At 47.4% G+C, this 26,939-nt stretch carries 19 protein-coding genes; 11 read left to right on the top strand and 8 right to left on the bottom strand.

What is annotated here, in order from left to right; translation table 11 throughout:
- Window positions 1-4: 4 nt before the first annotated feature.
- The 3 genes from NL626_RS16535 to NL626_RS16525 all read left to right on the top strand — a co-directional run bounded on the left by NL626_RS16535 (window position 5) and on the right by NL626_RS16525 (window position 2,552).
- On the top strand, window positions 5-649 hold the full coding sequence (locus tag NL626_RS16535; RefSeq protein WP_054576561.1) for a recombinase family protein: 645 nt from the start codon (window positions 5-7) through the stop codon (window positions 647-649).
- Complete coding sequence (locus tag NL626_RS16530; protein WP_213915589.1) at window positions 646-1,830, top strand: multidrug effflux MFS transporter; 1,185 nt, start codon at window positions 646-648, stop codon at window positions 1,828-1,830. Before NL626_RS16535 ends, NL626_RS16530 begins: the two co-directional genes overlap by 4 nt.
- A gap of 77 nt (window positions 1,831-1,907) precedes the next feature.
- A complete protein-coding gene (locus NL626_RS16525; RefSeq protein WP_017820098.1) occupies window positions 1,908-2,552 on the top strand; it encodes an START domain-containing protein in 645 nt (214 codons plus the stop codon).
- An 80-nt stretch (window positions 2,553-2,632) separates the two neighbouring features.
- Here the strand turns inward: NL626_RS16525 and NL626_RS16520 are convergent, their stop codons facing one another.
- The gene (locus NL626_RS16520; RefSeq protein ID WP_253657547.1) at window positions 2,633-4,387 is read right to left on the bottom strand and encodes a hypothetical protein; all 1,755 of its coding nucleotides are present in this window, start codon (window positions 4,385-4,387) and stop codon (window positions 2,633-2,635) included.
- 427 nt (window positions 4,388-4,814) lie between these two features.
- Here NL626_RS16520 and NL626_RS16515 point away from each other — a divergent pair, with 427 nt between their 5' ends.
- Both NL626_RS16515 and NL626_RS16510 read left to right on the top strand, forming a co-directional pair.
- Complete coding sequence (locus tag NL626_RS16515; protein WP_005374721.1) at window positions 4,815-5,768, top strand: M23 family metallopeptidase; 954 nt, start codon at window positions 4,815-4,817, stop codon at window positions 5,766-5,768.
- On the top strand, window positions 5,672-6,124 hold the full coding sequence (locus NL626_RS16510; RefSeq protein WP_253657546.1) for a polymer-forming cytoskeletal protein: 453 nt from the start codon (window positions 5,672-5,674) through the stop codon (window positions 6,122-6,124). The genes NL626_RS16515 and NL626_RS16510 overlap by 97 nt, the downstream gene beginning before the upstream one ends.
- 88 nt (window positions 6,125-6,212) lie before the next feature.
- Here the strand turns inward: NL626_RS16510 and NL626_RS16505 are convergent, their stop codons facing one another.
- Window positions 6,213-8,963, bottom strand: coding sequence for a pitrilysin family protein (locus NL626_RS16505; RefSeq protein ID WP_253657545.1), 2,751 nt, complete (start codon window positions 8,961-8,963; stop codon window positions 6,213-6,215).
- Between the two features lie 364 nt (window positions 8,964-9,327).
- On the opposite strand from NL626_RS16505, the gene NL626_RS16500 reads away from it, so the two are divergent.
- A complete protein-coding gene (locus tag NL626_RS16500; protein WP_253657544.1) occupies window positions 9,328-11,214 on the top strand; it encodes a methyl-accepting chemotaxis protein in 1,887 nt (628 codons plus the stop codon).
- 117 nt (window positions 11,215-11,331) lie between these two features.
- Here NL626_RS16500 and fecE read toward each other — a convergent pair whose 3' ends face one another.
- The 6 genes from fecE to NL626_RS16470 form a co-directional block, all read right to left on the bottom strand.
- The gene (fecE, locus tag NL626_RS16495) at window positions 11,332-12,096 is read right to left on the bottom strand and encodes a Fe(3+) dicitrate ABC transporter ATP-binding protein FecE (protein ID WP_054575393.1); all 765 of its coding nucleotides are present in this window, start codon (window positions 12,094-12,096) and stop codon (window positions 11,332-11,334) included.
- 2 nt (window positions 12,097-12,098) lie between these two features.
- The gene (locus NL626_RS16490) at window positions 12,099-13,070 is read right to left on the bottom strand and encodes an iron ABC transporter permease (RefSeq protein ID WP_005383459.1); all 972 of its coding nucleotides are present in this window, start codon (window positions 13,068-13,070) and stop codon (window positions 12,099-12,101) included.
- On the bottom strand, window positions 13,067-14,104 hold the full coding sequence (locus tag NL626_RS16485) for an iron ABC transporter permease (protein WP_042522221.1): 1,038 nt from the start codon (window positions 14,102-14,104) through the stop codon (window positions 13,067-13,069). Before NL626_RS16485 ends, NL626_RS16490 begins: the two co-directional genes overlap by 4 nt.
- Window positions 14,101-15,024 (bottom strand): Fe(3+) dicitrate ABC transporter substrate-binding protein FecB, encoded by a 924-nt coding sequence (locus NL626_RS16480; protein WP_213866676.1) that lies wholly within the window; start codon window positions 15,022-15,024, stop codon window positions 14,101-14,103. The genes NL626_RS16485 and NL626_RS16480 overlap by 4 nt, the downstream gene beginning before the upstream one ends.
- Window positions 15,025-15,125: 101 nt before the next feature.
- Window positions 15,126-17,264, bottom strand: a complete 2,139-nt coding sequence (gene pvuA / locus NL626_RS16475; protein WP_025768677.1) for a TonB-dependent siderophore vibrioferrin receptor PvuA — start codon at window positions 17,262-17,264, stop codon at window positions 15,126-15,128.
- Between the two features lie 120 nt (window positions 17,265-17,384).
- Window positions 17,385-19,421 carry a TonB-dependent siderophore receptor gene (locus tag NL626_RS16470; protein ID WP_025768678.1) on the bottom strand — a complete coding sequence of 679 codons (2,037 nt, stop codon included), beginning with the start codon at window positions 19,419-19,421 and terminating at the stop codon, window positions 17,385-17,387.
- A gap of 250 nt (window positions 19,422-19,671) precedes the next feature.
- Between NL626_RS16470 and NL626_RS16465 the strand changes: the two genes are divergently transcribed.
- From NL626_RS16465 to NL626_RS16445, 5 genes are read left to right on the top strand one after another with little or no spacing between them, the layout of a single operon-like run.
- Window positions 19,672-20,883 carry an acetyl-CoA carboxylase biotin carboxylase subunit family protein gene (locus tag NL626_RS16465; protein ID WP_025768679.1) on the top strand — a complete coding sequence of 404 codons (1,212 nt, stop codon included), beginning with the start codon at window positions 19,672-19,674 and terminating at the stop codon, window positions 20,881-20,883.
- Window positions 20,880-22,712, top strand: coding sequence for an IucA/IucC family protein (locus NL626_RS16460; protein WP_225495730.1), 1,833 nt, complete (start codon window positions 20,880-20,882; stop codon window positions 22,710-22,712). Before NL626_RS16465 ends, NL626_RS16460 begins: the two co-directional genes overlap by 4 nt.
- A 6-nt stretch (window positions 22,713-22,718) precedes the next feature.
- On the top strand, window positions 22,719-23,924 hold the full coding sequence (locus tag NL626_RS16455) for an MFS transporter (protein ID WP_253657543.1): 1,206 nt from the start codon (window positions 22,719-22,721) through the stop codon (window positions 23,922-23,924).
- The gene (locus NL626_RS16450) at window positions 23,896-25,725 is read left to right on the top strand and encodes an IucA/IucC family siderophore biosynthesis protein (protein WP_253657542.1); all 1,830 of its coding nucleotides are present in this window, start codon (window positions 23,896-23,898) and stop codon (window positions 25,723-25,725) included. Before NL626_RS16455 ends, NL626_RS16450 begins: the two co-directional genes overlap by 29 nt.
- Window positions 25,718-26,920 (top strand): type III PLP-dependent enzyme, encoded by a 1,203-nt coding sequence (locus tag NL626_RS16445; protein ID WP_253657541.1) that lies wholly within the window; start codon window positions 25,718-25,720, stop codon window positions 26,918-26,920. Before NL626_RS16450 ends, NL626_RS16445 begins: the two co-directional genes overlap by 8 nt.
- Window positions 26,921-26,939: the final 19 nt, after the last annotated feature.

Below are 26,939 nucleotides of genomic sequence, written 5' to 3'. Positions count from 1 at the left end.
CCTTATGACCACGTATCTTTACACTCGTTATTCGCCAAAAAATCGAGCTTACCAAGAGCACCTTAATACTCTAAAAGCTTTTGCTCCCGAAGCTCAGCATTTTGAGGATAAGGTTCGTGGTTGCATGCCTCCAACCGAGAGAGAGGCATTCTTACAACTGCTCGATTCCGTCAGAACTGGGGATACGATTGTGCTCTGGTGGCTGACCGCATTTGGTCGCGACTTTAGTCAAGCATTGAACACAATAAAAATGCTACTCGATAAAGGGGTAACATTGAAAACCGTATGTGAATCACTAACTTTTGAGCCAGGTTCTGTTCAAACTCAAACACTACTCACAGTGTTATCTGGATATGGGAAAGTGCAGACTGAACATCGCCTGTTTGCCGCAGAGCAAGGGCGACAGGCCATTAAAGAGCAGCCAGAATTATGGAAACAGAAGTTTCGCGGCCGCCCCGCAAACAAAACCAAACACCAACAGATCGCAACGTTGCTGCTAGAAGGCTACACATTGCAAAACGTAGCAGAGCAATGCGAAGTCAGTCTATCGACTGTGAAGCGGGTCAAAGCAAAGCTAAATGAAGTGGATGACGAAGGCGGCTTAAGATCACGACGCCAAAAAGGTTGTTTGAATGGAGACCAGTCATGAGTCGCCCAATCAACTCTCATACTATACTACTCGCCTGTCTTATTATTAGCGTTGGCCAGTTGAGCATGGGGCTAGTCATGCCCTCTTTGCCATGGATAGCAAAAGACTTTTCCATCTCCCTCGACCAAGCTCAACTACTTGTGAGTATTTATTTGCTCGGCTTTGGCCCCTCTCAATTTATCTACGGGCCAGTGTCAGATGCTTTAGGACGAAAAAGAGTATTACTTACCGGTTTACTCATCGCGATGTCTGGTCTGCTGATGATTATTTTCTTCAGTGACACATTTACAGGGATGGTGATGGGGCGCTTTTTACAAGGGTTAGGTACAGGATGCTGCGCGGTACTCGCGAGGGCGTCGACTCGAGATAGATTTAGCGGGGATGAACTCCCAGTGGCAATGTCTTACATCGCCATGGCGGCTTCAATCACGCCACTTATTGCACCTGTGATTGGCGGCTTTATCAACTTCCACTTCGGTTGGAGTATGGTGTTTATTTCTCTATTGGGCTATGTCTCGCTGGCCTGGGTAATCATCGCCTTTAAGTTCACAGAAACCATCACAAAACGTTCTGTCATTCCGTCACCCCGAAAAATGTTACTCCAATACAAGAGCTTACTTACGTCTCGTTACTTTATGAGTTTCGCCAGTATCAGTTGGTTAAACTTCAGCTTAATGATTACGACAGTCTCTGTGATGCCATTTATCATGCAAGATCAAATTGGCATGACCTCCGCTCAATACGCGATATGGGCGCTCATTCCCGCTTTGGGTATGTTATGTGGTACCACGATTTGTAACCGAGTAAGGCCAATTATTGGCAATAAAAAAATGCTGCTTTGCACCCCATTTCTTCACCTCGCTGCCGCAATATGGTTATTTTTCTGCCCTGTTGAGCCTCTATTTCTGATGCTAGGACAGCTATTAATGATCTTGGGTAATGGTATTGCCCTACCTTGTGCACAAGCGATGGTAATGCAACCTTATAAAAAGCAAGCAGGTGCCGCAGCGGCAATGTCTGGTGGTGGACAAATGGTCGTCTCCTCATTGGTCAGCTTAACTCTGGTGCAGCTTGGATTGAGTCAAGCATGGCATCTAGCGATCGTTATCGTAATATTTGCATCGCTTACCTTCACCAACATTCAACGTGGCTTCAGTGCAGAGCAACCTTCAGAACGATAACAAAAAACATACTATTGTCCTTATAGTTACGACAAATCGTATAAACTTAAATTAAGGAAAAGTTGGCGGATACTAACATGATGTTGCATTTAAGAATGGGCGCCTTAACACTCGCCACATTGATATCCGCTGGTACTGATGCGAGCGCCAACGAGAACTGGCAGTTCGAGAGTGACAAGAATGGAATCACAATTTACTCCCGAGAACATAGTGACGGTTTAGTTGAGATCCGTGCCCGGATGTTCACACCCACCAGCTATGGTGCATTTTTAACGCTACTGGAAGACAGTGACAATATCCCGAACTGGATTGACAATGCCAGTCATAGCCGGGTTTTAAATCAAATATCGGCCACCGAGAACATCGTTTACACCCAGTTTAAAGCGCCATGGCCTGCCAAAAATCGGGATATGGTCACCTACTCAAAGTACTGGGTCGATGAGCTGGGATTCACGATAGAAATCAAAAGCGCACCTGACTCATATCTTGCTGAACAAAATGGTTATGTTCGAATTCGCTCGGTTGATGCGACTTGGGAGTTACAAAAACTCACAAACGATACAACACTCGTGGAATACAAGGCGTTTGCTGATCCCGGAGGTCTATTGCCAAACTGGCTGATCAACAAACTTTCAAAAGAAAGTGCATGGGCGACATTTAGTAACTTAAGAAAAGAGTTACCTGAATATCAGCAATACTCTCATCCTCAAATAGATGAGTAAGCGTCGCTCTTCCCACTCGCTTTTTAATGCGGTACATAATAACAAAAGGCGGCATATGCCGCCTTTTTCTACTCAATGTGTTACTGTTGTGCAACCATCACAGGTTTAGTTGCACCACGGTAATCAAACTCAAAACCAATACCTTGGTCTGTCACGTCCATCGTCATACCACCAACAAGCTCGCCTTGTAAGCTTTTGACAACATCATCCGGAACCGGCTCCCCAGTGATTGACGACGCACTCTCTAACACTTCCAAAATACGCTCTGAATCAAAATCAAAGCTGAACAAGCCATTTGGAGAAAGTGATTGCGCCATCACTTCTTTGCTTGCTTCCGCAGCACTATCACCACTGTAAAGGGTGAAATGGTTTTCGTTTAGACGAGCAAACACGTCCACCTTCACGCCAGTATGCATTTCTAATAGCTCACTGACATTAACAGGTTGGTTATCCGGTTGAATTTGCAATTGAGCAAGTTCAGGAACGAACATTTGCGCAGTTTGAATAAGCATCATTGGATCATTGGCAGAAAGAGACAACATACCATCTAGCTGGCTAAATACTTCACCATGCTGAGCATTAGTATCTACTTTGATATCAAACATTTGCAGGCTTAACCCTTTAAGGCCGTTAACCATGCCTGACCCCATGCTTACAGCGGCTGCTGGATTCTGGCCGCCCATCTCTTGCTGCATTTGTGTCAATAAAGAGCATTGGTATTGAGGCTGAGTCAAGTCAGCCCAAATCTGACCAATCGATGGCGCTAGCGTATTAATGTCTAAACCAAGCGCCATACTAAAGAAACTCTTATCACTTTTAGACTCTGCCAATACACCACGAATCGACTTGAGCGCATCTAGAATCACTTTATTGTTGGACTCAACAACAAAAGAACCTTTAATGAACGCCTGATCGCCTTTCATCTTGTATTCTGCAAACGCGACGGACTGAGGCCAGTTTTCTGCAACTTGAGTAAGCTCAGTATGGCAGGCTGGTGAACGCATTTCCTCAATAGTTGGTTCAGGATCTATTGCATCCAACGTGCTGATTTGACGAGCAAACATATTGCCATCTTTCGTCGTCAAACCTTTAATCACTTCGCGATGATCAAAGTAACCAAAAGAGTTGTTGTTTTCACCGTATTTGGCTTGCAACGCCTCAAGGCGTCCACTGTCAGCAATATTTTGACTTGGTGCTTCAAGCCCTAATGCCATTTTAATCGGGTTTTGAACGCCCAGTTGCGGAACATCAACCGTTAACGTAAGCACGTTATCAACCACGGCTACAACCAAGCCAATACCGTCCTGCGGGTCAATTGAATCAGTCATCTCGTAACGACGATACTCGACTTCACCAAGCTTAACCAACTCATGCTTAGCGCCGCTCATCTGCTCTTCATGATCCAGTGTTTTCCATAACGCGGCAGGGTCTTCAATATCCACCTTGTACACCGGTACCATACCAATTGTGTACAACACAGGATTAATGTTTTCCCCGGTGCCCAAATAAGCTTTTAATGTTTCTGGCGACGCAGCACTCTCTAGGTACCCATCGAATAAGTTAACTGCAAACTGCTGTTGTGGAGACAGTGGTTCATCGGCAAAAAGTTCTGCAATCGAGCCTTGGTTCGCCGTACCGAATGCGTTCATGTATTTATAATGGTTAAAAGGTTCTGTCTGATACGTCACCATAAGTGAATCTGCAGGAACTTGCGTTAACAGTGAGCCTGCATCACTTGCGGTAGTATTGTTTTGGTACAGGTAGCCAGCGCCCCCTGCAGCTGCGACCACTGCTGTAGCCAATAGTAGTTTTTTCACGACCAACTCCGTTGTCATAGTTATGTGTTCCTAAACGAAATGTAACGCTTAGGTTTAAAGCCAATGAATAGTGCTTTATATCAACCGCTATCATAAACAAGTTATCGATGTAATGAATGTCGGTTTGATAAATTATCCAACATTTATAAGGCAAACCGTGAAGTAAGTTGAATTGCGTGCGGATGCTATTAGCAATATTCACAATCCAATTTCTCGGATAACCGCCTTAAAAATCATAATATTCAGTTAAATGAAGCGATTTGGAGTAATTACGACCAAAATCAGCAGAATATTAAATCTTTATTGAGTCTTTTATCTAATATCTGAAAACGCCTCACGACCTGACACTTCTTTCCAATTTGCCTCTGGCAGTCCCTACTCGTTTTCCTTACATTCCTACTAACTCAGTGACGAGACGTATACCAAATACGAGCAATAGAAGACGATGAAAGACCAGTTGACGATCTCTATATCAACTATCAATGGCTCAAGACATTGGTACTTCAGTAAAAGGATGCAACGCAACATAAAAACGTTTTTCGTTTTTTTTGTTGTTGCTCTGGCCGCGACCGTAATCTTAATTCATCACTTGTACACTCGCGTTGATAATGCAGCGTTAAAACAAGCTGAATTGACAGAACATTCACGCACCATGGGTGAAGAGCTCAGCACACTGAAAACACTAAAATCAGAGCTAGAAAATGACCTTTCAGAACGGGAAGAACGGGTACAACTTGTTTCGGAACGTTTGGGTGAATTAGAGAAAGTGCTTGGGGTTGGAGAACATACCTCGACAAATAACTTGGATGCTAGGCTCGATGCAGCGGCGATAACCTCAAACGTTCGCATGGTGTTATTAAACCAAATACCAAGTGGCTCTCCAGTCGGCAACGTACGGCTATCTTCCGGATTCGGTAAGCGTATCCATCCGGTGACAAAAGTTGCCAAGATGCATCGTGGGCTCGATTTTGCCGTAAATATCGGCACCAAAATTTATGCCCCTGCCGATGGGGTAGTGGAAGTCACCCGCCGCAGTAATAAAGGCTCTGGTAACTTCCTCAGGCTGCAACATTCTTTCGGTTTTTCGAGTTCTTATTCGCACTTGAAAGCGTTCAAAGTAAAAAGTGGTCAGTTCGTCAAAAAAGGGCAGCTGATTGCAATTTCCGGCAACAGTGGGCTCTCTTCTGGCCCTCACCTGCATTACGAGGTGCGATTTGTTGGGCGAGCACTGAATCCGAAACCATTTGTCGATTGGAGCCTTAATGATTTCGAAGACATTTTTACTAAGGAGCGAAGAATACGATGGGAATCTTTAATCAAAACAGTGGAACAACGAGTAGCTCAGCAGCTTCAACTCTCATCGCCAAAGGCTGTTCTCTTAGCGGAGAACTCAAAGTAGAAAACGATGTCCAGATTGATGGCATCGTCGATGGTCAAATTAACGTGGAAGGCACTCTCGTTGTCGCAGAAAGCGGGCGAGTAAACGGTGAAATTTACGCTAAACAGCTGATCATTAACGGCATGATGGACGGAAACTGTCACGCAGAACACATTCAAGTGCTTGCCAAGGGACGCGTAAGCGGTAGGATCTGGAGCAATAACCTCAGCATTGAACCTGGTGGCAAATTCTTTGGTGAAGCAGCTGAATTACCTGAAAAAGAAGTGGTAACGCTCAAGGGTAAGGCTCAAGAGAGTGCGAACACAAAAGAAAACAACACCAACAATGAAAAGCGACTTGCGCGTAAATCAGCATAAAACGCTCTGATTAAAGTGCTTAAAAAAGACGGCTTTCACGCCGTCTTTTTTATTACTATTGCCACGATTTTCGTCAGAAACTACGTGATTATTCGGCCGGATTTAAAACCATCACCGAGCGTTTTGCTTGTGGACCAAAAGCTGATTTTGCATGCGCTTTCACTTCATCTAACGTCACACTCTTAGCCACTTTCTCAACGTCAAGTAACACATCGACGCCGTAATCATGCACCAAATAACGAGTATATGCCCATGATCTCTGTGCTGGGTTGTCATCCAATCCTTGCATCGCGACTGCCAGTTGTTTCGCGGCCGTATCCACTTCTTTTTGGGTAATATTTGACGCTAAACCATCAAACACTTTGCCTAGTTTACTCTCTAAAAGTGCCACGTCTTCGGGCTCAACTTGAGACTCCAAGAGCCAATCAGAGATGGGTTCGCGATCTTGTGTCATGGTGTAAATGCTCGGGCTGTAATCAAGGCTAGACTCTTCTCGCACAATATCCAAAACACGTGCATTACTAATACGTTGCAAAATATCTTCGATAACCGTGTCTCTTGCCGTACGTTGGTAATCGCTCGTATTAGTCAAACGCATTACATACAACGATGAAGGTTCATGCCCATCCGCAACCACAGTTCGCTCCGGCACTTCCGGGTTAAACGCAACGTGATAATCAATCGAACGACTCGGTTTCATTTCGATAGAGGCCACATACTTACGCAAAAGTGGTGTAATTTCTTCCGGCTCTACGTTTGCAACAATAACCATCTTAAAGCCATCATTGGTTTTGAAAAGTTGCTCATGCACCGCTAGTATCTGCTCGGAAGTCACTTGTTCAACATCATCACTGGACACTATACGATGACGACTCCCCGGCAAATAAGAATTGCCGTTTGCTTTTTGAATCAGTTTTCCCATCGGTGATTCAAAAAAAGCGCCGCTCTGCTGTTTAAACTCTTGCTTCGCTGCCGCCATCTGGCGCTCGTCGACTTTAATCTCCGTCGCTAGGTTGTATAGTCCATTCAAAGCATCGGTTAGGTGCGTATTTGGCGCCGTAATTTGCGCTCCGTGACTGGTCGCATCAAGCATCGCGCCAAGCGCAATGTTGTTTTTGCGTAAGTAGCTATCTAGCTCTGAACCAGAAAATGCCCCTAACCCACTGCGTATTGCCGTTGTTGCTGCGATTTCATAAGCGGCATACAACGTCGGATCAACAGCGGCTTTACCACCTTGGCTCGCATAGTAAATATACGCTCGACCACCCGCTTTAGTATCTTTTTGGAACCACACTTCGACACCGTTTGATAGCGTATAGACTTGAAAACCACCCGCTTCCTGACGCATGCTCGTGATGCTGCCTTCCTGGGTAGGCTTTAAGAATCCATCCACTTTGTCATACATCTCTAACGGTTTTTCGCCAGTTTGAAGATAGGCACTGTTTAGAGCGGCAAATACACCATTGAACTGTTCTGACGTTTCGCTTTTCCCCAAACCAATAAAAAAGCTTGGCTGCTGAGATAACAAGGCATTCAATTGTGTGTTAATGCTCTCTAAATTCTCGTTGTTGATGAATTCTGCCAAACTCAGGGCATAATTCTCTTTTGATTGGCTGACACTGTCTTGTCCAATTTGAAAAACACGTGCTTCTGCGTAACTGTTTGGCTTACGCTGACTCCAATCTGAATCAATATTTGCAAGTTCACCTTGCCAATTTGACATAACGCTATCTAACTCGGATTGAGTCGCACCATAATCTCTCAACGACGCCAAGGTACGAATGAAAGTCTGGTGCATTTGTTCGCGGCGATCTGGTGCAAACGAAATCCCTGCCGACATCATACGCTGATAGTTAGAGTAATAGGGCTCTGCATAAGCGTATTGAAAAGGTTCAGCGGCATCACTGAGTACACGGATCAAACGCTGTTGAATGAGTTGTGTTGCGACTTCATCACGCCACACTTCATGTTGTTGCTCAATCGTCGTGCCGCCACTTAGACCACGCTCAATCACTAAATGAAGACTTGGTGATTCCATCGTGTTACTTGGCAAGATTCTGTTTTCGTTGTTCACTCGAATATCACGGCGCTTCTCTATTACCGTATCCGAGGTACTTTCCCAGTTCGAGAACTTGCTTTTGATAATCTTGGACAGTGAATCTACGTCGATATTACCAGTCACAATCAACTCGGCATTTTGTGGCTGGTACCATTTGTCGTAAAACGCCTTTAACTTACTTGAGGAAGCATTTTGAATCGCTTCGCGAGTACCAATTGGGTCATGCTCACCATACATAGTGCCTTCAATCGAGGCTTGGTAAGCATGCATAGAAAAGGACTTATCATCCGGATTGGCACGTCGCCATTCCCCGAGAATCACCCCTTTTTCTTTCTCTACTTGCTCAGGAGCAAACTCAAGTCCGTTACCGATATCTCTCATCCACTTCAGGGCATCTTCTAGCTTCGTATTATTCGCAAGGTCAAGTTGGTAAGACGTTTGCTGATAACTGGTAAAAGCGTTGATATCAGCGCCAAAGCTACCACCAGATTGCTCAAAAAGTTTGACAACGTCGTTACCGGTAAAATGCTCACTACCATTAAACGCCATATGCTCAACAAAGTGAGCGTAACCCTTTTGAGAAGATGTTTCTTGGAATGAGCCGATATTCATCACCAAACGGACCGAGACTTCTTGGTCTTCTGTTGGATAGAGATGGTATTTCATACCGTTCGATAACTGGTCCACGTGCCAGTTGGCGTCAGGTTGAATCGGCGTCGACTGTTGTATCAGAGCACACCCTGACACTAATAACGCGGGGACTAACAATATACTGCGCATAACGATTGCCCATAACAATGATTAAGCTAATCAATATATATCCGGTGCTATAACCTTCACATTTTTAATGGATTATCAGACACGCAAATGTGATAAAGATCACCATTTATTGAAATCAATTCTCATTTACAAAAATCGACAAATCCTTACTTTACAAATACATAAATAATATCGTTCCAAATCCTTTTGCTTATTTGGTGTAAAACTCAAATTCGCGACATGGAGTCAGTATTTATTTTGAGCAATAAAATATAATTATTGAACAGATTCGAATCTGACTTTCTGCTGCATATTCAACAGCGCAGAGAGCACTGATGAGAATAAAAACACAACAACTATTATTCAAAGATCTATTATTCGCTTTATGTTCAAAAATCTATCATTAAAAAACAAACTGGCAATCTCTGCCAGTGCCGCCATCATTCTAGGGGGAGTGCTGGTAGAGGGGCTGTCTTTTCGAGATTCATTAAATAGGCTCGATGTCGAAGTCGCACAGCGACTAGAAAGCACTAGCACATCTTACAATCAATACGTAAAGGACTGGCTACTCTCTAAAGAGCGCGCACTAACTTCACTCTCTTCTGATTCAGAGAAACGTTCTCTGGTTACGCATTTGAAACAAGTCCGAGACTCTGGCGCGTTCGATAACGTTTTCCTCGCTTACCCGGACGGGTCACAAGACAACGCTAATGGGGTGGTTTTGCCACCAGGTAATAACGATCCTCGTAAGTGGGGCTGGTACACCAATGCAATCGCCAACCCATCGAAAGTCTTTATGGATAACCCGACCGTCGCAGCTGCCACGGGGGCTAACGTCGTGTCGCTCGGTAAAGCCCTGCAATTGCATGGTCAAACCGTCGTTCTGGGTGCTGACGTAGAGATCGGTGATATCCTGAACAGTCTCAACCAAGTGATCCTGCCGGGTGAAGGTTATATGTTTATTGCCAATGAACAGGGCAATATTTTCACTCATAACAACGGTAAACTGCTGAATCAACCGGTTAGCAAGCTGGGCCTCAACAACAACGACATTACGTCTGCCGCACGTTCAGGTACAGAGCGTCGCGTCTCTATTAACGGCACCGAATATGTGATTTACGCGCGCCACATAGAGGGTACCAAACTCACAACGGTCACAGTGTTAGATCAAAACTCGTTGGTTGCCCCACTTTACGATGCAGTTTGGGATCAAATCATCGCAACCACTATCGTCGTCGTTATCTGTGTGGCTTTGTTTAACCTGCTATGTAACATCTTGTTCCGTCCGCTCTACAATGTTTCGAATGCGCTTGCGCAAATCGCCAACGGTAGCGGCGATCTGACTCAACGCATCAAAGTAGAAAACCGTGACGAAGTTGGTGAGCTGGCTGAAAACTTCAACCAGTTCGTTGAAAGTTTGCAGCAACTTATTGGTCACATTCGTCACCAAGCGGAAGAACTGAGCCAACAATCGGAGCTGAGCACGACTCGCGCGAATCAATCGGTTTCCGATCTGAACCATCAGCAACAAGAAATCACTATGGTGGCGACCGCTGTGACTGAAATGGCATCAGCAACGCAAGAGATTGCAGCACATGCAGAGCAGACGGCTAAAGCCGCTCAAGACTCTTCAGCAAGCACACAAAACGGTCATGAGTTGGTGATCAATTCCAAATCGTCCATCAATAATTTGTCTTCTGAAGTCAACCAAGCGAGCGTTGTCATCGGTGAGCTCAACCAGCACGCGCAAGACATCTCAACCGTGCTATCAACGATTCGAGACATCGCAGAGCAAACCAACTTACTGGCTCTGAATGCGGCGATTGAAGCGGCGCGTGCAGGTGAACAAGGTCGCGGTTTTGCCGTTGTTGCAGACGAGGTTCGCGTGCTATCACAACGCACACACACCTCAACCGAAGAGATTCGCTCGACGATCGAGACCTTGCAGCAAACCACACAACGCGCAGTGGCCATCATGGATACAAGCTCTCAGCTCGCGCAAGGTTCGGTGGAAGATGCTGATCGCGCAGCACTGGCTCTGGATGAAATCAACGCGGCCGTTGCGCTGATCAGCGATATGGCAACGCAAATCGCGACCGCCGCCGAAGAGCAAACGCACGTAACCAATGAAATCACGCAAAACGTCACGTCCATTAAAGATGTGACCGATCACTTGGTAGTTGGTGCCGAAGAATCGATGAATCAATCTGCTGAGCTGAAATCGCAAGCTGAGGATCTCAACTCGAAAGTAGCAACATTTAAACTGGCTTAAACGCCACATTAAGGACGCTCTTAAAAACAACAAACCCCGCTAGCGACTTTGTTACTAGCGGGGTTTGTTTTTATGGATCGACGTTTTTATTGCAGATAGCTTTCGAAAGACGTAAACCTACACCGCCACACACATCGGCGTGCCTGAGATTGGGTCGTTAAATACTCTCGCTTGTAAATCAAACACCGATGCCAACATACCTTCTGTCAGTACCTCTTGCGGTGTTCCCTGCGTGACTAACTGACCTTTTTCCAACACCACCAAATGATCGCAGTAACGGCACGCTTGGTTTAGATCGTGCAGCACTACGACCACTGTTTTGCCTTTGTCGTTCATCTGCCTCATGAGTTTCATCAGCTCAACTTGGTGAGAGAGATCCAAGTAAGTGGTTGGCTCATCAAGCATCACTACGTCGGTATCTTGCGCCATTACCATCGCAATCCACGCCCTTTGCCTTTGACCGCCAGACAGCGATTCAACTGGCTTGTCAGCAAACTCAATCACGCCAGTATCTTGCATTGCTTGCTCGACTAAGGTCTTGTCTTGTTGACTTAACCGGCCCCAATGAGAGAGATAAGGCGAGCGGCCATATTCGACCAGTTTTCTGACGGTAATACCTTCAGGACTGACAAGAATCTGCGGCAGCAAAGACAACGAACGCGCCAAGCGTTTATCACCGTAGCTGCTTAGTGGTTTGTCGTCATACAACACTTGGCCAGAAGCGGGTTTATTGATGCGTACCAAGGTTTTTAATAGTGTCGATTTACCGCAACCATTTGGACCAACTAGTGCGGTAATTTTACCTTGAGGAATCGACAAAGAGAGATCTGGAATGATGGTCTGTTTGCCGTACGCGACGGATAAGTTCTGCGTTCGTAACATGCTTACCAACCTCTATAACGATACAAAAGAAAAATGAAATATGGTGCGCCAATAACAGATGTCAGCACTCCCGCTGGTAGCTCAATTGGTGGCTGTAAGCCTCTCGCTAAACCATCGGCGCAAATCACCAACAAAGCGCCAAGGGTTGCAGCGGCTGGAATCAACAACTTGTGGTTGTGGCCAAACAGCAAACGCGCAAGATGCGGCGCAAGCAGGCCAACAAAGCTGATCGTGCCTGCCACAGACACACTGATACTCGCCAATAGCACGGCAGCAATCAACGCAAGAATTTGGATCTGTCTTGGTTTCGTGCCAAGTGTAGTGGCGCTTTCTTCTCCCAGTCCCATAACATCTAGCCGCCAAGCCAGCCAAAACGCCAATGGTAGTAGCAGCAATAGAGCACTCCAAATAAACGGCACTTGTTGCCAATTTCGTCCCCACAAACTGCCGGTTAGCCATACCATCGCCGTGTTGATTTCGATAGGGTGCACAATCAGAAGAAAATCGATACCGCTGGCTAAAAATGCGCTGACAGCAACACCAATCAGCGCCAAACGTGCTGGTGTTGGTTTCGACCAGTAAGCCAGCACAGCAATAAAGCCAGCAGCAAGCAAGCCTCCCGCCATGGCGACCATCGGCAACATTGCCACTGGCGCATTCGGATACAGCACCAAACAAGCGGTAGCGGCCAGTCCTGCTCCGGCGCTTATCCCCATTAAATCTGGTGAGGCAAGTGGATTACGGATGACGCCTTGAACTAAAACGCCTGACAGCCCCAACCCAGCGCCCACGCCAATGGCGAGCAACATTCTCGGTAATCGATATTGGTGAATCACAAAGTCCGAGTCAGAGAAAGAAAACAGTAATGCAAAAACCTGTTGAGCCGACATGTTCGCCGCACCAACAAACAGCGTGAGAGAAGACGCAATCAGCAACAATCCAACTAATGCAAACAGTTTGGTTTGATTCATCATGATGATTTCCTCATTGCAATCGCGATAAAGCAAGGTGTGCCCAACAGCGCGGTAATCACGCCCACTGGCGTTTCAGCCGGAAAAGCAATCGCTCGTGATAAAGCATCTGACCACGTCACCAATGCCGCGCCACACAAGGCGGAAACCGGAATGAGAATGTGATAGTTGTGACCAACAATCGGGCGTACCAAGTGCGGCACTAACAACCCGACAAAGCCAATTGGCCCAGCAATCGCTACGCTAGTTCCTGCCAACAGCACAACCGCTAAACCACTGATAAATCGCGTAAGACGAATGTTACCACCTAGCCCAACAGCAACTTCGTCCCCCAACGCGAGTAAATTTAAGTTTCGCGCTAAGCCCATGGCGAGCACCAAACCTAAAGTCGCAAAAGGCCACAGTTGCTGCCACTGCTCAGAATCTACCGCGGAGAGTGAACCCGTTAACCAATGCAACACGCTGTAAGCCATGTCATCCGCCAAAATTACCGACGCACGAGTTAACCCTATCAGCAGTGCACTGATGGCAATGCCCGCTAGCACTAAACGCAATGGGTGAGAACGCGCGGAAAAAAAACCGCCCAACAACATGACCGCACCACCACTTAGTAGCGCGCCGAGTACTGCGTTGATGATTGGGTTCAATTGACTAAAGAATGGTACGCCGATGGACGCCAAGGCCATAAAACAAGCCGCACCAGCATTAATGCCGAGAATGGATGGCGACGCCAAAGGGTTACGAGTCAATCCTTGCATCAGCACTCCGGATACCGCAAGCGAAGCGCCAATTAATAACCCAGCATAGGCACGAGGCGCACGCAGCGTCGCGAGGATTTGATGCAGCATATTGCCCTCATCAAACGCAAACCAATAGCTTGTCAGATCATTAACGCTCAAAGAAAAGTTGGACCAGCCAATCATTGAGGCTGCATAGCCTGAGAGCGTACACAACGCCATAGCACAGACAAACAAGCTCGCTTTCCAATGCGATTTGCTAACCGAAGACGCGCTTTCCGAGCTTATCGCCGCACTCATGAGCGCTCCAATAACGCTTCAAGATTGCGGGCAATTTCTTCCGCAGCCAACATGCCGCGATTTAACGACCACAGTTCAGGAGAAACCTCAACAAGTTGCTGTTTTTTCGCAGCAGTTAGCAACTTAAACAATGGATTTTTGCGCCACTCATCCACAATATTTGGTTGAGAGTAAAGTCCAACTAACAACCAATCAGGGTTGGTTTTTAGTAAAAGTTCGAAACTGGTTGGGATATACGCTTTTTGCTCAGATGGAGCCAGCGGGCTTTGGATGCCCAGCGTACTCAAAACGCCCCCAGCGTAAGAAACCGGGCTATGCAACCACATCCCTTTGTCAGAAACCACACCAAACTGAATGGTTTCTTGTGTTGCAAAATGCTGTTTGAACTCCGCCATTGTCTGTTTGTGCTGCTCAATTCGTTGTGTCATTTTCGCTTGTTTGCCAATTGCCACGCCGATTTTGTGTGCGGATTCGAGATTTTCTTGATATGTCTCACCACGGCTTTTTAACAGCAAAGTTGGCGCAATTCGCTGCAAATCTTGATAAATCGCGCGATGACGTTCTGCATCAGCAATGATCAAATCCGGCTTGAGCACCGCAATCGCCTCTAAACTCGGTTGCGAGCGCATGCCGACCGATTGCCAAGGACCAACCTTGGCACGAACAGCAGGAATGACTCGTGTGACATCGTTGTCATCGGCGACGCCTACAGGTGAGACATCGACTGCCGCTAATGCATCGACAAACGAAAATTCTAAAACCACAATACGTTGAGGTATCGCTTCTAGCTCAAAAGTGCCTTGCTCATCTTGCACGCTGCGCGCCTGAGAAAATGCGCTAAATGACATCAAAGCTGAGCTCAACAGCATCAGCAAAACGGTTGAAAAGTGTTTGATCGTAAATTGTTTTTTATTTTTCATCTTGCTTTTTTCCAGTGCTAAGAGTTTTCCATTACCTAAGATCGGCAAAGTCGCCAAGGTAAATTGGCGACTTTTCTTTTCAAACTCGGTGAACGAAACGCTTAAAACTGATAGTTCAGATCCAGTGTGTAAGAGCGTCCCGGAGCTGGGTACCGACCAACTGGGCTTGTATCAATCCCGCGGAAGTAATACTCCTCGTCAAACAAGTTGTTCACCGCAACATTCATGCGTAACTTGCCTTTGTCGTCTTTGTATAAATCCGTCCCCAAATTGAAATTCCACACCATGTAAGATGGTACTTTACCCGTTGCGCCTGTTGCATCTTCGGCACTGGTGTTGGCGTTATCGGTATACGAGTCACTGAAGTAGAAGCCCGATAGCGTGGTGTCCATGCCGTAAAATGCGTAGGTTGCATCCCAACCAAGCTGATGCTTAGAGGTGTAAGGCAGTTGATTACCTTTATTCGCGCCTTCTTCTTCAAGCGTAGCGTCTAGATAGTTGTAGCTTGCGCCTAAACTCAGTGCAGGTAGTGCTTCAGGCACGTAACGAGCAGAAAGCTCTATGCCTTGGTGAAGTGTTTTTCCGATGTTATCGAAGGTCTGCGTTGAGCTTTGCCATTGCAATTGATCCTCAAAGTCGATGCGATAAAGTGCAGCGTTAAAGCTGGTCGCATCTTGGGTGTAACGCGCGCCGACTTCGTAGTTCCAAGCCAGTTCGCTACCTTCTTCACCCAAACCTCGGATGTAGGCAATTTGTGGCGCACGAAGTGATTTTTGCGCGTTCGCATACGTCACCCACTGGTCAGTTAAGTTGTATGCCACCGTCAAACCTGGCAACCATTCCGTCACGGTGTTGTCTGCCGTTTGTTTTTTACCACGATCGGTAAACGTCATTCGAACCGACTCAACACGCAACCCAGGCGTTACCTTCAATGTATCATTGAACAAACCAATTTCGTTGCTAACGTATCCAGCAAACGCGTCCGTATCTAGATGCCAATCACGCGGAACGCTGGTTGCACCACCGGCGATTGGAGTCTGAGTGAGTTTGTAGTCAATGTCTTCATTAACATAACGGGTACCCACGATCCAGTTTTGAGTAACGGATTTACCTTCGCCAAAGTACATCGCCATTTTTGGCTCTATACCATACACGGTAAATTCACGTGGAGAGGTACGAACGTCCGTCGCTGGCAGAGCCGGATCCGCCCAATGGCCACCCGCGCTGTTAAAGCCCCACTTGAAAAGACGCTCTGACTTATGGCCAAACGTTAGCACTTCTAGCTCGGCACTGTCGGCAAATGGCAAATCGTGGATGTACTTAACACTCCAGCGCGTCGACTTACCTTCATAATCATCGTAAGGACGTTTCGATTGGTGACGATCTTGTTCGTAGTCTTGTGGCGAAAGTGCGCCCGGCATTTGCGTTTCAGCATCGTAACGTTGCAGGAATGCTTGAATCTCTTGAGTGTCACTCAGTAGCCACTGTGCTTTGGCTTGGAAGTTCTTCACGTCCGTATCGGAATGTTCACGGAAGCTTTCACCTTTTAGGAAGTTACCTTCCAACTGTAGTGCAAATGTGTCGCTTAACCAGCCGCCCGTGCGCAGGTAAAAATCATTCAGCGGCGCATCACCGCCATCAAACACGGTAAGGCGGTTACTGATTTCAGTTTGCCACGTGTGTGGAATCGGTTTGGTCACTAAGTTGATCACACCACCGACGTTGTTTGGGCCGTACTGTACTGCGGCACCACCGCGTACAATGTCAATACGATCAAGCATCGACAGTGTTGCTGGGAAGATAGACTGACCAGTGTGACCATATGGCGCAAGTGTTAGCGGTACACCATCCATCAAAAACTGAGCATGACCACTACGGCTTGCTTTCAAACCACGTACGGAAATGTTAGGCAATACGCCCGTTCCGCTTTCATCCTGAACTTTAATACCCGGCACGCGCTGCAGCGCGTTATCAATCGAACCTGCGGCGGTTTTCTCAATTTGATCACGGGTAATGACGGTACGAGCACCAGGGTACTCTTTGACGTCTTCAATTTCAGATTTACCAATCACGCTACCAGTGACAACGACAGTTTCCATCGCGGTAGTTTGTTCTGTTTTAGCAGGAGCGGCAACCGCGCTCATGGATGTGGCAGAAGCGATTGCAATCGCAAGCACACTGTAAGTGGTAGACAAACCAGCACGTACACGCACTTTACCATCCAAATTCTGGTAAGACATTAAGATCTCCTTTGCGAGAAATTGAGCCTCGGGCAGAATACATCCCGTAAGCTCTCGGGGCTAAACATCCTCAATATGAGGTAAAAATTGGCTAACAGGCGCTAACTACGCACAAAAAGCCTAGAACTGATATCCGTAGCTGAGCATAAACTCGGCTGGTGCGCCGTAGCCAATCTGGTTTAAGCCAGACGTGCCGTTTGTTGCGCCAAGAATGTATTTCTCATCCAAAATGTTGTAAGCGTTCGCTTGGATTTTATGACGACCAGTGGTGTACGCCGCCATCAAATCCACCGTTGTGTAATCGCCAAGTGCGACAGCTTCGTCGTTACCTGCGTAACGGTCGCCCACGTACTTCACACCACCGCCTAAACGCCAGTTGTCATCCAATTGGTAAGTGCTCCAAAGAGAGAACAAGTGGTCTGATACATCGTTCGGCTTTTTGCCTGTGGCTTTGTCTTCCGCGTCCAAGTAGCTGTAACCCACAGAGATGTCCCACTGTTTGGTGATTTGACCGCGAGCCTCTAATTCAATACCTTGGTGACGCACTTCAATTTTATCGATCACATCGCCGTCCACGTTAGTTTGTGGTTGCTCTTGATCAATCTGGAACAGTGCCGCATTCAACATTAATGCGTTATCCAAAAGGTACGCTTTCGCCCCCACCTCTTTTAAGTCGGTGTGGAAGAATTCCGCCAATTTTGGATTGATGTAGATACCAGCGTACGGTAACTGCCAAGAGCGCGCTAAACTGGCGTATACGGATGTGTCGGAATTGATGCGGTATACCAAACCAGCACGGTAGCTGACTTTGTCATCATCCAATTTTTCCTTATCTGAGCCCGCTTTTTGTTGTTCGAGTTCCATCGAGTCGTAACGCACGTTACCGATCAAAGAAAGGTCACCCCACGTATAGACGTCTTGCACATACAAACCTGTCGTGGTGGTGGTATTGTCACGAAATGGCTTAAAGCCCGGATCAGGCGTTGGACCAACGACTGGGTCGTAGATATTTTGCGGAGGAAGCGTTTTGTCACTTGCCAACGTTAGGTCGATATCGATCTGGTTGAAATCTGCACCCACCATCAATTGATTGTCCCTGGTTTCCCAAACCAACTCAGATTGTAAAGTGGTCGTAGTACGTGGATCGTAACCAAAGTTGTTGACGGTTTGAGACACTTCATTACCCGTCACTTTGCCCTGACGCGTGCCTTTTTGCTCAAGTTCGATATGGTTGAACGCCGCTCGGTTGTTCCATACCCATTGATCATTCAGACGCCATTCGTAATCCACCGCAATACGGAGACTGTCTGACTCCTGATAGTCGTTTGTGCCGCCAAAGTAAGTGCTTACTGGCAAATCAACTGGCTTGCCATTTTTTGATGGCACACCACGATACGGCACTAGTTCTTGATGGGCGTATTCCACGTCAATATCAATGGTGTGACCTTCCGCTGGTAACACACGAATGGTCGGTGCAATGAAGAAATCGTTTGAATCAACATGATCAACGTACGAGTCGGCTTGACGGTATTCCAAGTTAATACGCCCGTTGACCTTATCTGTAAACGCCATTGAGCTGTCGACCTGACCAACATATTGGTTGTTGCTGCCTACACTACCGTTTACGTGAGTAAAATTCTCACCGTTAGCGCGTTTCGTCACCAAGTTGATGATGCCCCCAGCCGAACCACGGCCATACAAAGCACCCGCAGGGCCTTTCACAATTTCAACGCGTTCAACGTTCGCTAAGCTGCGGTAAGACTGCAACGTACCGTCATCTCGCAAGCCATCACGGTACATATCGTTGAGTGAATCAAAACCACGGATCATGAACTGATCGCGGCTGCCTTCGCCCAAGGTGTTATTGACCCCGGCTACCCCATCTAGCGCATCCACTAAGCGCACCGCGCCTCGGTCTTGCATTTCTGTTTTCGTTACTACGGATACCGCTTGTGGCACATCAAGCCATTCCACATCGGTTTTGGTGCCTGATTGAGGCATGTGTTCAGCATAACCTTCGTACTGATGCCCGAAGACTTGAATCGTTTCAGTTGCTGATGAGGTTGAGTTCGTCTCTTCTGAAGCCACTGCGCTTGGTGCTACTAGTGAAGAACCAATCGCGACCGCCAAGGGGGTCAGGGTCAATAATTTATTCATTCCATAATTCCGTTTAGTTGTTATAAAGCCAACGGATGGAAATAAGAACAAATATTATTTCTATTTGCAATATTAATTTTATGCTCTATATTTATTTACCCTAAAAACACAACTAACAACAAAAAAAACCAAACATAATAACAATAAACACTAAAACTTCTGCCCTCCGTCTCGCGAGAGGCACATTGGAAGACGACCGTGAGCGACTTTATCAACGTTAGAAGAAAATGTTAGAAAATTAGGAAAGCTCATGAAATCTACGATGATTATCGTAAGTCATGTCGTTAACGATGCAGTCACTCACGGCTTCGTGCCTGCAGCTAAAGCGATGGACCTTCACGTCGTTCTTATCACCGACCATAAGCTCAGCCATTTAGAGCTGGCGAGTCGTGATAGTCACTTTAATCCGGATACCATTCTAGAATGTGATGTCTTCAACCCATTAGAACTCATCGAAACCATCACGGAGCATGAATTAAAGCCAGACGCTATTTTTAGCAATAGTGATCACTTACAAACTTCCACCGCCATCTGCGCGCAATTTTTTGGCCTCCCATCCAAAGATTGGTCTGTCACGTTAAAGGCCAAAAACAAACACTTAACTCGACAAGTGTTAAATGAAAAATCCTTACCCAACACACAAAGCTGTTTGCTGCATCGCCATTCGAATGTGGCATTAGGCATGGCCTTCCCTGTCGTAGCAAAACCCAAAGAAGGCGTGGCAAGTTTAGATGTACAGCGCTGTGACTCCCAAAGCGAGCTCGATGCTTACTGCGAGGCGTTTTGGCAAAAGCACCCAAACGCCGCCATTCTGGTGGAGCAATTCCTTCAAGGGCCGTTGGTTACGCTCGAAACTTTAGGAGATGGTGAGCGCCTTATCGCCGTGGGCGGTTTTGATGTGTCGCTCTCTGAACCGCCTTACTTTATCGAAACAGCCGCAGACTGGAACGGACCAAACGGCATTGCTCACCGAGAAGCTTGCTTGGCTCAACTGAAAGCGTTCGGCGTTGGCTTTGGAGTTTGCCACAGCGAATTTATCATCACGGAAAACGGCCCAGTTCTGGTGGAAATTAACTACCGCAGCATTGGGGACGGTCGCGAATTCTTACTCAACAATCTCGCTCACTTCGGTTGGTTTAGCACAATTTTGGGTCTGCATTTGGGCCGAAGATTGGATGGCGATTACCAAATTCATGGCTCAGCACACGTGCACTACGTGGTTGCGGAGCACAGTGGTGTGATTGATGGAGATTCGACCTCCTTCATCCAACACGATGGCGATGTCATCACCCAGCAACAGGTACTAAAAACCGCGGGAGAACTCTTCCAACAGAGTTATTCCAACAAGGATTATCTCGCCCGAATTTCGATTGTCTCGCCATCGGGGCGAAACCTCGACCAAGCGCTGCAGAACGCGCTTAGCAATTTCAATCTAGCTCCGACTCGCGAGGTGGCAGCATGAATCACAACGCTTTATACCTGACCCAACGATTGATCGATACTTGCCTGCGCGAAGACATGTTTGGCATTTTGTCGAACGCCAAGTTCAGTAGCGCCGCCCCAAAAGGGGTTATTGTTCCTCAACTCGAGCAAGTCTGGCTAACCTTTGATAATCCGGATTTCACGCTCTATTTACCTGTTGTGCCAACGTATTACATGCAGCATTGGTGTTACGGCCAAGCCAATGGCGAAGCGCCACTAGGTTGGTGGGTGGAGAAAAATGGTCAAGTCGAGCATCAGCAGCATTATCAAGAGTGGATTGCGCTACTAACGACACTGGCGCATGAGAGCTCTCACGAATTATTGGCGGGGTATCTTCAAGAGCTGGAATGCGCAGAGAAACACAAAGCACTGTGTGACCAAGCGTTTCGTCACCACGCCGACCACATTTCTCAACCAATATCCAAGCTTGGTTCTTGGCATCAAAAACTGCTGCTAGCCGACCAGATCGCTTCTTACCTTGACCACCCGTACTATCCAACTGCGCGGGCGAAGTTTGGTCTGAGCGATGAAGACCTTGCTAAGTACGCGCCCGAGTTCGCACAAAGCTTTGCTCTGCATTGGATTGCGATTGAAAAATCACTGGTAACATTAACCAGCGGACAACCTGATTGCTGGCCAACAATGGAGCAAGTGGGGCTTCCTGCTGATTTTGCACTGAGCCACGTTCTGTTCCCTGCACATCCGCTCACCCTGCGATCTTTAGAAGCCTTACCCGAAGGTGTGATAGAAGCGCCTTTAACGTATCTAGACGTGACGCCGACGCTTTCCGTTCGTACGGTGGTCGTCAACGAGGCACCGCACATTCACATCAAGGTTCCGCTGATCATGCGATCGCTAGGCACGAAAAATATTCGCTTAATCAAGCCTTCAACACTGTATGACGGCCACTGGTTTGAACGCCTACTCAGCCACCTTGAACAAACGGACGCCGATTTAAACAGTCGCTTGTTCCATTGCAACGAAAAACACGGTGGACACATCGGCGAGGATAAAACCTTCGCGTACATCGTACGTGAGTACCCACTTACTCATTGCGAAGACAAAGCGTTAGTTCCGGTTGCCGCACTGGCAAGCCCAATGCCTGACGACCGCTTGTTCTTAGAACATTTGGCAGAACATTACTATCAACAAGATTCGCTGGCGTGGTTCCAAGATTACGTCGATCTATTATGCCAAGTGCACCTCACCTTGTGGCTTCGTTATGGCATCGCATTGGAGTCCAACCAGCAAAACGCCATCATTGCATTTGATCAACAGGGCAAAATGACGCTCGCGATGAAAGACAACGACGCGGCGCGAATTTGGCCAGAGCGCTTCCACTTTGCAACAGAGCATGCTGCCCAAAAACACGGCGCAAAACTACTTCCAGTGGATTGCGATGAACTGCTCGATCAACGCATCAAAGTCGACAATGAATTGGCGCTCGGTCAGATGTTTACCACCATCACATTACAATTGGATATCGCAGCGATTGTAGAAGCCATGGCAGCGAAGGGCATTGCCTCTTCAGCATCGCTTTACGCCATCGTGGCCAAAAGCATTGCAGAGCAACTCAACCGATTGGAAGGCGAAGGGTTAGAGACAAAACTGGCTCGCGAGTTACTGCAAGAGGCACCTGATTTGTACGCCAAGTACTTGTTGAGCTCTGGCAGTTTGCTCTCGAAAGAAGCCTCCGGCGCGAGTGACATCAATAAGTTCTATGGTTTGTCGGCCCCGAACTTCTTACTGCTTTCTAGCGAAGAAGCGCAGCGCGCCTACTTAGAAGCCATCAAAAAAAGCGTACGTTAAACGATTATGACCAAACTCATCTACAGTGTGTTGTTGTGCCACTTTATCGCTGCGTTTGCCGCGTTAGGTATGCCGCTATTTCTACCCGTCGTGTTGCCAACGTTAGGCGCAAGCATTGATGCGGACTGGGCAGGGGTATTGTTTATCCTACCTACGTTTTGTACTGCGTTGGCAGCGCGATTTTGGGGCAACTTTGCCGATCGCTACGGTCGCCGCCGCTCACTCTTGCGTGCGCAACTTGGCCTTGCAGCAGGGTTTGCGCTGTGCGGCTTGGCAGACAACCTCGCCATGTTTGTGTTTGGTCTTATTGTTCAAGGAACCTTTGGCGGCACCATGGCCGCCTCGAACAGCTACTTATCTAGTCAAATTAAAGAAGCCAAAACACTCGGCAAGTCACTCAATAAAACCCAACTATCTGCTCGCTTGGCGCTGATCGTTGCGCCTATTGGGCTCGGCTGGAGTTTGTCAGAGACCAACCCGCTCAACGCGTACCTTTGGTTATGCGTTTTGCCTTTGATTGCGATGGGCATCACGCTAACACTGCCAGCGGATAAACCCGCCGACCAAAACCTCGAAAAGCCAAACTCAGAACCTCAGCAAGAAAAACCGGTTGCACAGAAAAACGCAATGCATGCCATTCGTTGGATCTTCTTTGCTCAATTCGGGTTTGCGTTTTCTATGGTGGTGACCTTTCCTTATTTCTCGCCGTTTGTGCAGCAATATGGCATCACTAACCACGCATGGATCGGTTTTTTGTACGCACTGCCGCATGGCGCCTATCTGTTGCTGGCAGGAAAAATTCACGTGTTGTCAGATGGGTTGAATCGCCATCAACCGCTGCGCACGTTGTGGCTTGGGTTTGCATTGCTTGCCGTGAGCTCTGCCTTGCATTTGATTGCGTCCGAAACCGCACTCATTGCTGCGAGAATTATCTTCGGCATCGCGATGGTGTGTTGTTATCACGGATTGCATCAGCATCTTGCGAGCAATCTGGATCGCAAACTCAGTGGCAAAGTATTTTCTCGCTTTGATGCCATGTCCAAATGGGGTGGCGTGGCGGCGGGATTTTGCGCTTCTTTCATTTCTAGCTTGGGGCTACTTGAGGTTCCTTTCCTACTTTCTGCGATATTCAGCGTAATCACCTTGATCGCGCTGGTTCTCCATTCAAAATTTGGAAATCAACATGTTACAAACTCAATCCTCTCAGACTAGCGAGTTGCGCGCGCATGAAGTGCAGCTCAATCGTGAGAAAGCCCAACTCAACACGATAATGGGTGTTCTTAATTGTTACTTACGTGAATTTGCACTGCCGAATCAACAAGTGGAATGGCACTACCAATCAACATCGCTACCCCAAACGTTAAAACGCAACTATTCCGCCAAGCAGCAGGTAGCCGTTCATCTTTCTCAACAAAATGGCGTGCTGGTTTTGCCGATTCACTACGCGAGCAAACTGGGCAAAATCAAATTGGCAGAACTGCCGTGGGCGAAAATGCCGGGATCTGGTTGGGCGAAATTGGATGCCACGCAAACTCTTACGCTTTTGCTTAACTATCTCAAGCAGGTATTGGCGATCCCATTTAACCATGAGCTGATCGAACAACTAGAAAATAGCGTGCTGGTTACCGAGCAGTTTCTCAACGTCGCGCCCAAATCGCATCACAACGAGTTTATCGCTTCGGAACAGTCTCTGATTTGGGGGCATACTTTCCATCCGACCCCGAAAAGTCGTTCGGGCGTCACCATGGATGATCTCTTGGCGTTTTCTCCAGAAGTCGGCGCGCAAGTCCCGTTGTACTGGTTTGAAGTGGATACGTCCTTACTTGATGTGCTGAGTTCCGACGGAGAAGCTAACCCTGCTCAGCACATGCTACAACAGCTCGCGCCACAACACGCCACCAGCAATGGGAAGACCCTCTACCCTTGCCATCCTTGGGAAAGCTACACCATTTTGAGCAACCCAAGCGTGAAGCGTGCCATTGAACAAGGCAAGATCACGCCACTGGGTTTAGGTGGTGAAAAGATGCAGCCGACCTCTTCAGTTCGTACCCTCTACCACCCAGATATGGATTGGTTTGCGAAATTCTCCATCAACGTACGATTAACCAATTGCGTGCGCAAAAACGCGTGGTACGAACTCGACAGCGCCGTGCAGCTCACGTCGATTCTTAAACCAATTAGAGAAAACGAGCAGCTGCACAACCCCGTATTTAAAGTGATGACTGAGCCTTACGCCACCACGTTGAATCTAGAAAGTGTCGCTGAGCACAACTGGGACGACAACACCAAAGCGCGCGAATCGTTTGGGATTTTATACCGCGAAAATTTCTCGCTGAGCGAAGTCGACATCTTAAAACCAACCCTCGCTGGCGCTCTGTTTGCTTACGACAAAAACGGCAACAGTTGCATTGCTCAACGCCTTAAAAACAAAGCGCGTACTACGCAAAATCGCTATTCCGACATCGCGACACTGTGGTTTGAACGCTATTTGCATTGCCTGATCCCGGGCGTGTTTAATTACTACTTCAAACACGGGGTGGCGTTTGAGCCGCATTTGCAAAACACCTTAATTGGCTTTGAGCAAGAGATGCCGTGTTGTGTTTGGATTCGTGATTTGGAAGGCACTAAATTACTGCCGGAGTTCTGGCCAGCAGAAACATTAACTGACTTGTCTGAACGCGCGCGACAATCGGTTTACTACAGTCGCGAACAAGGCTGGAATCGCATCGGATACTGCACCTTTATCAACAACATCAGCGAAGCGATTTTCTTCATCGCAGAAGGTGATGAGCCACTAGAGCAAACGCTGTGGAATGCGGTGCAAAGTGCCATTGTGCGTTGGCAATCAGTGAATGGGAAACAGCCGGAACTAGAAGCATTGCTGAATGGCGGTCACTTCCCAAGCAAAAATAATTTCACCACACGTTTGATGCAAAAAGCCGATAAGGAGTCGGGCTATACCCAAGTCGCCGCACCTTGGCAACAACACGAAAAAGGAGCGCAACATGCCTAACTCACTCTCTCTACCGACACGCGTTAGCCAACAAGTTCACACGCTCGCACAGCAGCAAAATCAGCCCTTGTGCGCGTACTTGTATGACCTAAACGCCTTAGAAAAACACATCAAACAACTGCGTCACGTTTTGCCGAAAAATGTCGAGCTATTTTACGCAGCCAAAGCCAATCCATCGGGCCCGATTCTCAAAACGCTCGCGCCGTATGTCGATGGTTTTGAAGCGGCATCTGGCGGGGAGTTGACACACCTCCACCAGCAACTACTCGATAAGCCGTTGATCTTCGGTGGCCCTGGGAAAATGCCAAGTGAATTGCAACAAGCGATTGAGCTTGATGTTGATGCAATTCATGTCGAAAGCCTCACCGAGCTAAAGCGCATTGGAGCACTAACCGAGCGCCTCAACCGCCCTGCTTCGATCTTTTTGCGTATGAACATTGATATTGGCGACATCACGCTCAGTAAGTTGGCGATGGGTGGCAAGCCGACTCCTTTTGGTTTGGACGAGTCCGAACTGAGCAATGCTTTGATGTTGCTGCGCGATTTCCCGCAAGTGTCACTGAAAGGCTTCCATTTTCACTTGATGTCGCATCAGCTCGATGTTGAACGTCACTTAGCGTTAATGCAGCGCTATTTCCAAGTCGTGAAAGCGTGGCAACAAGAGTTTGAACTCGGTGAGCTGATGATCAACTTAGGCGGAGGCATGGGGATTAACTACCAAAACCCTGAGCAACACTTTCCGTGGATGGAGTTTTGCGACAAGTTGGAATTCCTCATCGCTAAAGAGCAAGTGCAAGATTGGACACTGCGTTTTGAATGCGGACGTTTCATCACGGCGGCATGTGGTTATTACGTGATGGAAGTACTGGATATTAAGCAAAATCTTGGCGAAAACTTTGTCATCGCACGCGGGGGAACTCACCACTTCCGCACGCCAGCAGCGCAGAGCCATGATCATCCATTCGTCATCCTGAAAAGCGAGCAACACCATGAGATTTCTCATCCAATTCAGCATGCACAAGCAACTTTTGCCGGCCAGCTTTGTACGCCCAAAGATGTGCTGGCACGCAATCAACACGTCGCCCACGTCGATATTGGTGATTATGTTGTGTTTACCTTAGCGGGCGCCTATGCGTGGAACATCTCCCATCAAAACTTCTTGATGCATGAACCGCCGATCTTCTACTATTTTTAAACGGCATACTTCGCTTCAT

It is taken from the genome of Vibrio sp. Y58_MX_L22 (assembly GCF_024181865.1).
In the GTDB taxonomy this organism is placed as follows: Bacteria; Pseudomonadota; Gammaproteobacteria; order Enterobacterales; family Vibrionaceae; genus Vibrio; species Vibrio alginolyticus.
This window is presented reverse-complemented; position numbering and strand designations above follow the sequence as displayed.

What these genes read in the sequence shown, in the direction of transcription:
- pvuA (WP_025768677.1), bottom strand. Translation starts at nt 17,264, where the DNA reads ATGTCTTACCAGAATTTGGATGGTAAAGTGCGTGTACGTGCTGGTTTG.
- NL626_RS16470 (WP_025768678.1), bottom strand. Translation starts at nt 19,421, where the DNA reads ATGAATAAATTATTGACCCTGACCCCCTTGGCGGTCGCGATTGGTTCT.
- fecE (WP_054575393.1), bottom strand. Translation starts at nt 12,096, where the DNA reads ATGTTACGAACGCAGAACTTATCCGTCGCGTACGGCAAACAGACCATC.
- NL626_RS16460 (WP_225495730.1), top strand. Translation starts at nt 20,880, where the DNA reads ATGAATCACAACGCTTTATACCTGACCCAACGATTGATCGATACTTGC.
- NL626_RS16500 (WP_253657544.1), top strand. Translation starts at nt 9,328, where the DNA reads ATGTTCAAAAATCTATCATTAAAAAACAAACTGGCAATCTCTGCCAGT.
- NL626_RS16535 (WP_054576561.1), top strand. Translation starts at nt 5, where the DNA reads ATGACCACGTATCTTTACACTCGTTATTCGCCAAAAAATCGAGCTTAC.
- NL626_RS16525 (WP_017820098.1), top strand. Translation starts at nt 1,908, where the DNA reads ATGATGTTGCATTTAAGAATGGGCGCCTTAACACTCGCCACATTGATA.
- NL626_RS16510 (WP_253657546.1), top strand. Translation starts at nt 5,672, where the DNA reads ATGGGAATCTTTAATCAAAACAGTGGAACAACGAGTAGCTCAGCAGCT.
- NL626_RS16485 (WP_042522221.1), bottom strand. Translation starts at nt 14,104, where the DNA reads ATGAGTGCGGCGATAAGCTCGGAAAGCGCGTCTTCGGTTAGCAAATCG.
- NL626_RS16480 (WP_213866676.1), bottom strand. Translation starts at nt 15,024, where the DNA reads ATGAAAAATAAAAAACAATTTACGATCAAACACTTTTCAACCGTTTTG.
- NL626_RS16530 (WP_213915589.1), top strand. Translation starts at nt 646, where the DNA reads ATGAGTCGCCCAATCAACTCTCATACTATACTACTCGCCTGTCTTATT.
- NL626_RS16515 (WP_005374721.1), top strand. Translation starts at nt 4,815, where the DNA reads ATGAAAGACCAGTTGACGATCTCTATATCAACTATCAATGGCTCAAGA.
- NL626_RS16505 (WP_253657545.1), bottom strand. Translation starts at nt 8,963, where the DNA reads ATGCGCAGTATATTGTTAGTCCCCGCGTTATTAGTGTCAGGGTGTGCT.
- NL626_RS16490 (WP_005383459.1), bottom strand. Translation starts at nt 13,070, where the DNA reads ATGATGAATCAAACCAAACTGTTTGCATTAGTTGGATTGTTGCTGATT.
- NL626_RS16450 (WP_253657542.1), top strand. Translation starts at nt 23,896, where the DNA reads ATGTTACAAACTCAATCCTCTCAGACTAGCGAGTTGCGCGCGCATGAA.
- NL626_RS16465 (WP_025768679.1), top strand. Translation starts at nt 19,672, where the DNA reads ATGAAATCTACGATGATTATCGTAAGTCATGTCGTTAACGATGCAGTC.
- NL626_RS16455 (WP_253657543.1), top strand. Translation starts at nt 22,719, where the DNA reads ATGACCAAACTCATCTACAGTGTGTTGTTGTGCCACTTTATCGCTGCG.
- NL626_RS16520 (WP_253657547.1), bottom strand. Translation starts at nt 4,387, where the DNA reads ATGACAACGGAGTTGGTCGTGAAAAAACTACTATTGGCTACAGCAGTG.
- NL626_RS16445 (WP_253657541.1), top strand. Translation starts at nt 25,718, where the DNA reads ATGCCTAACTCACTCTCTCTACCGACACGCGTTAGCCAACAAGTTCAC.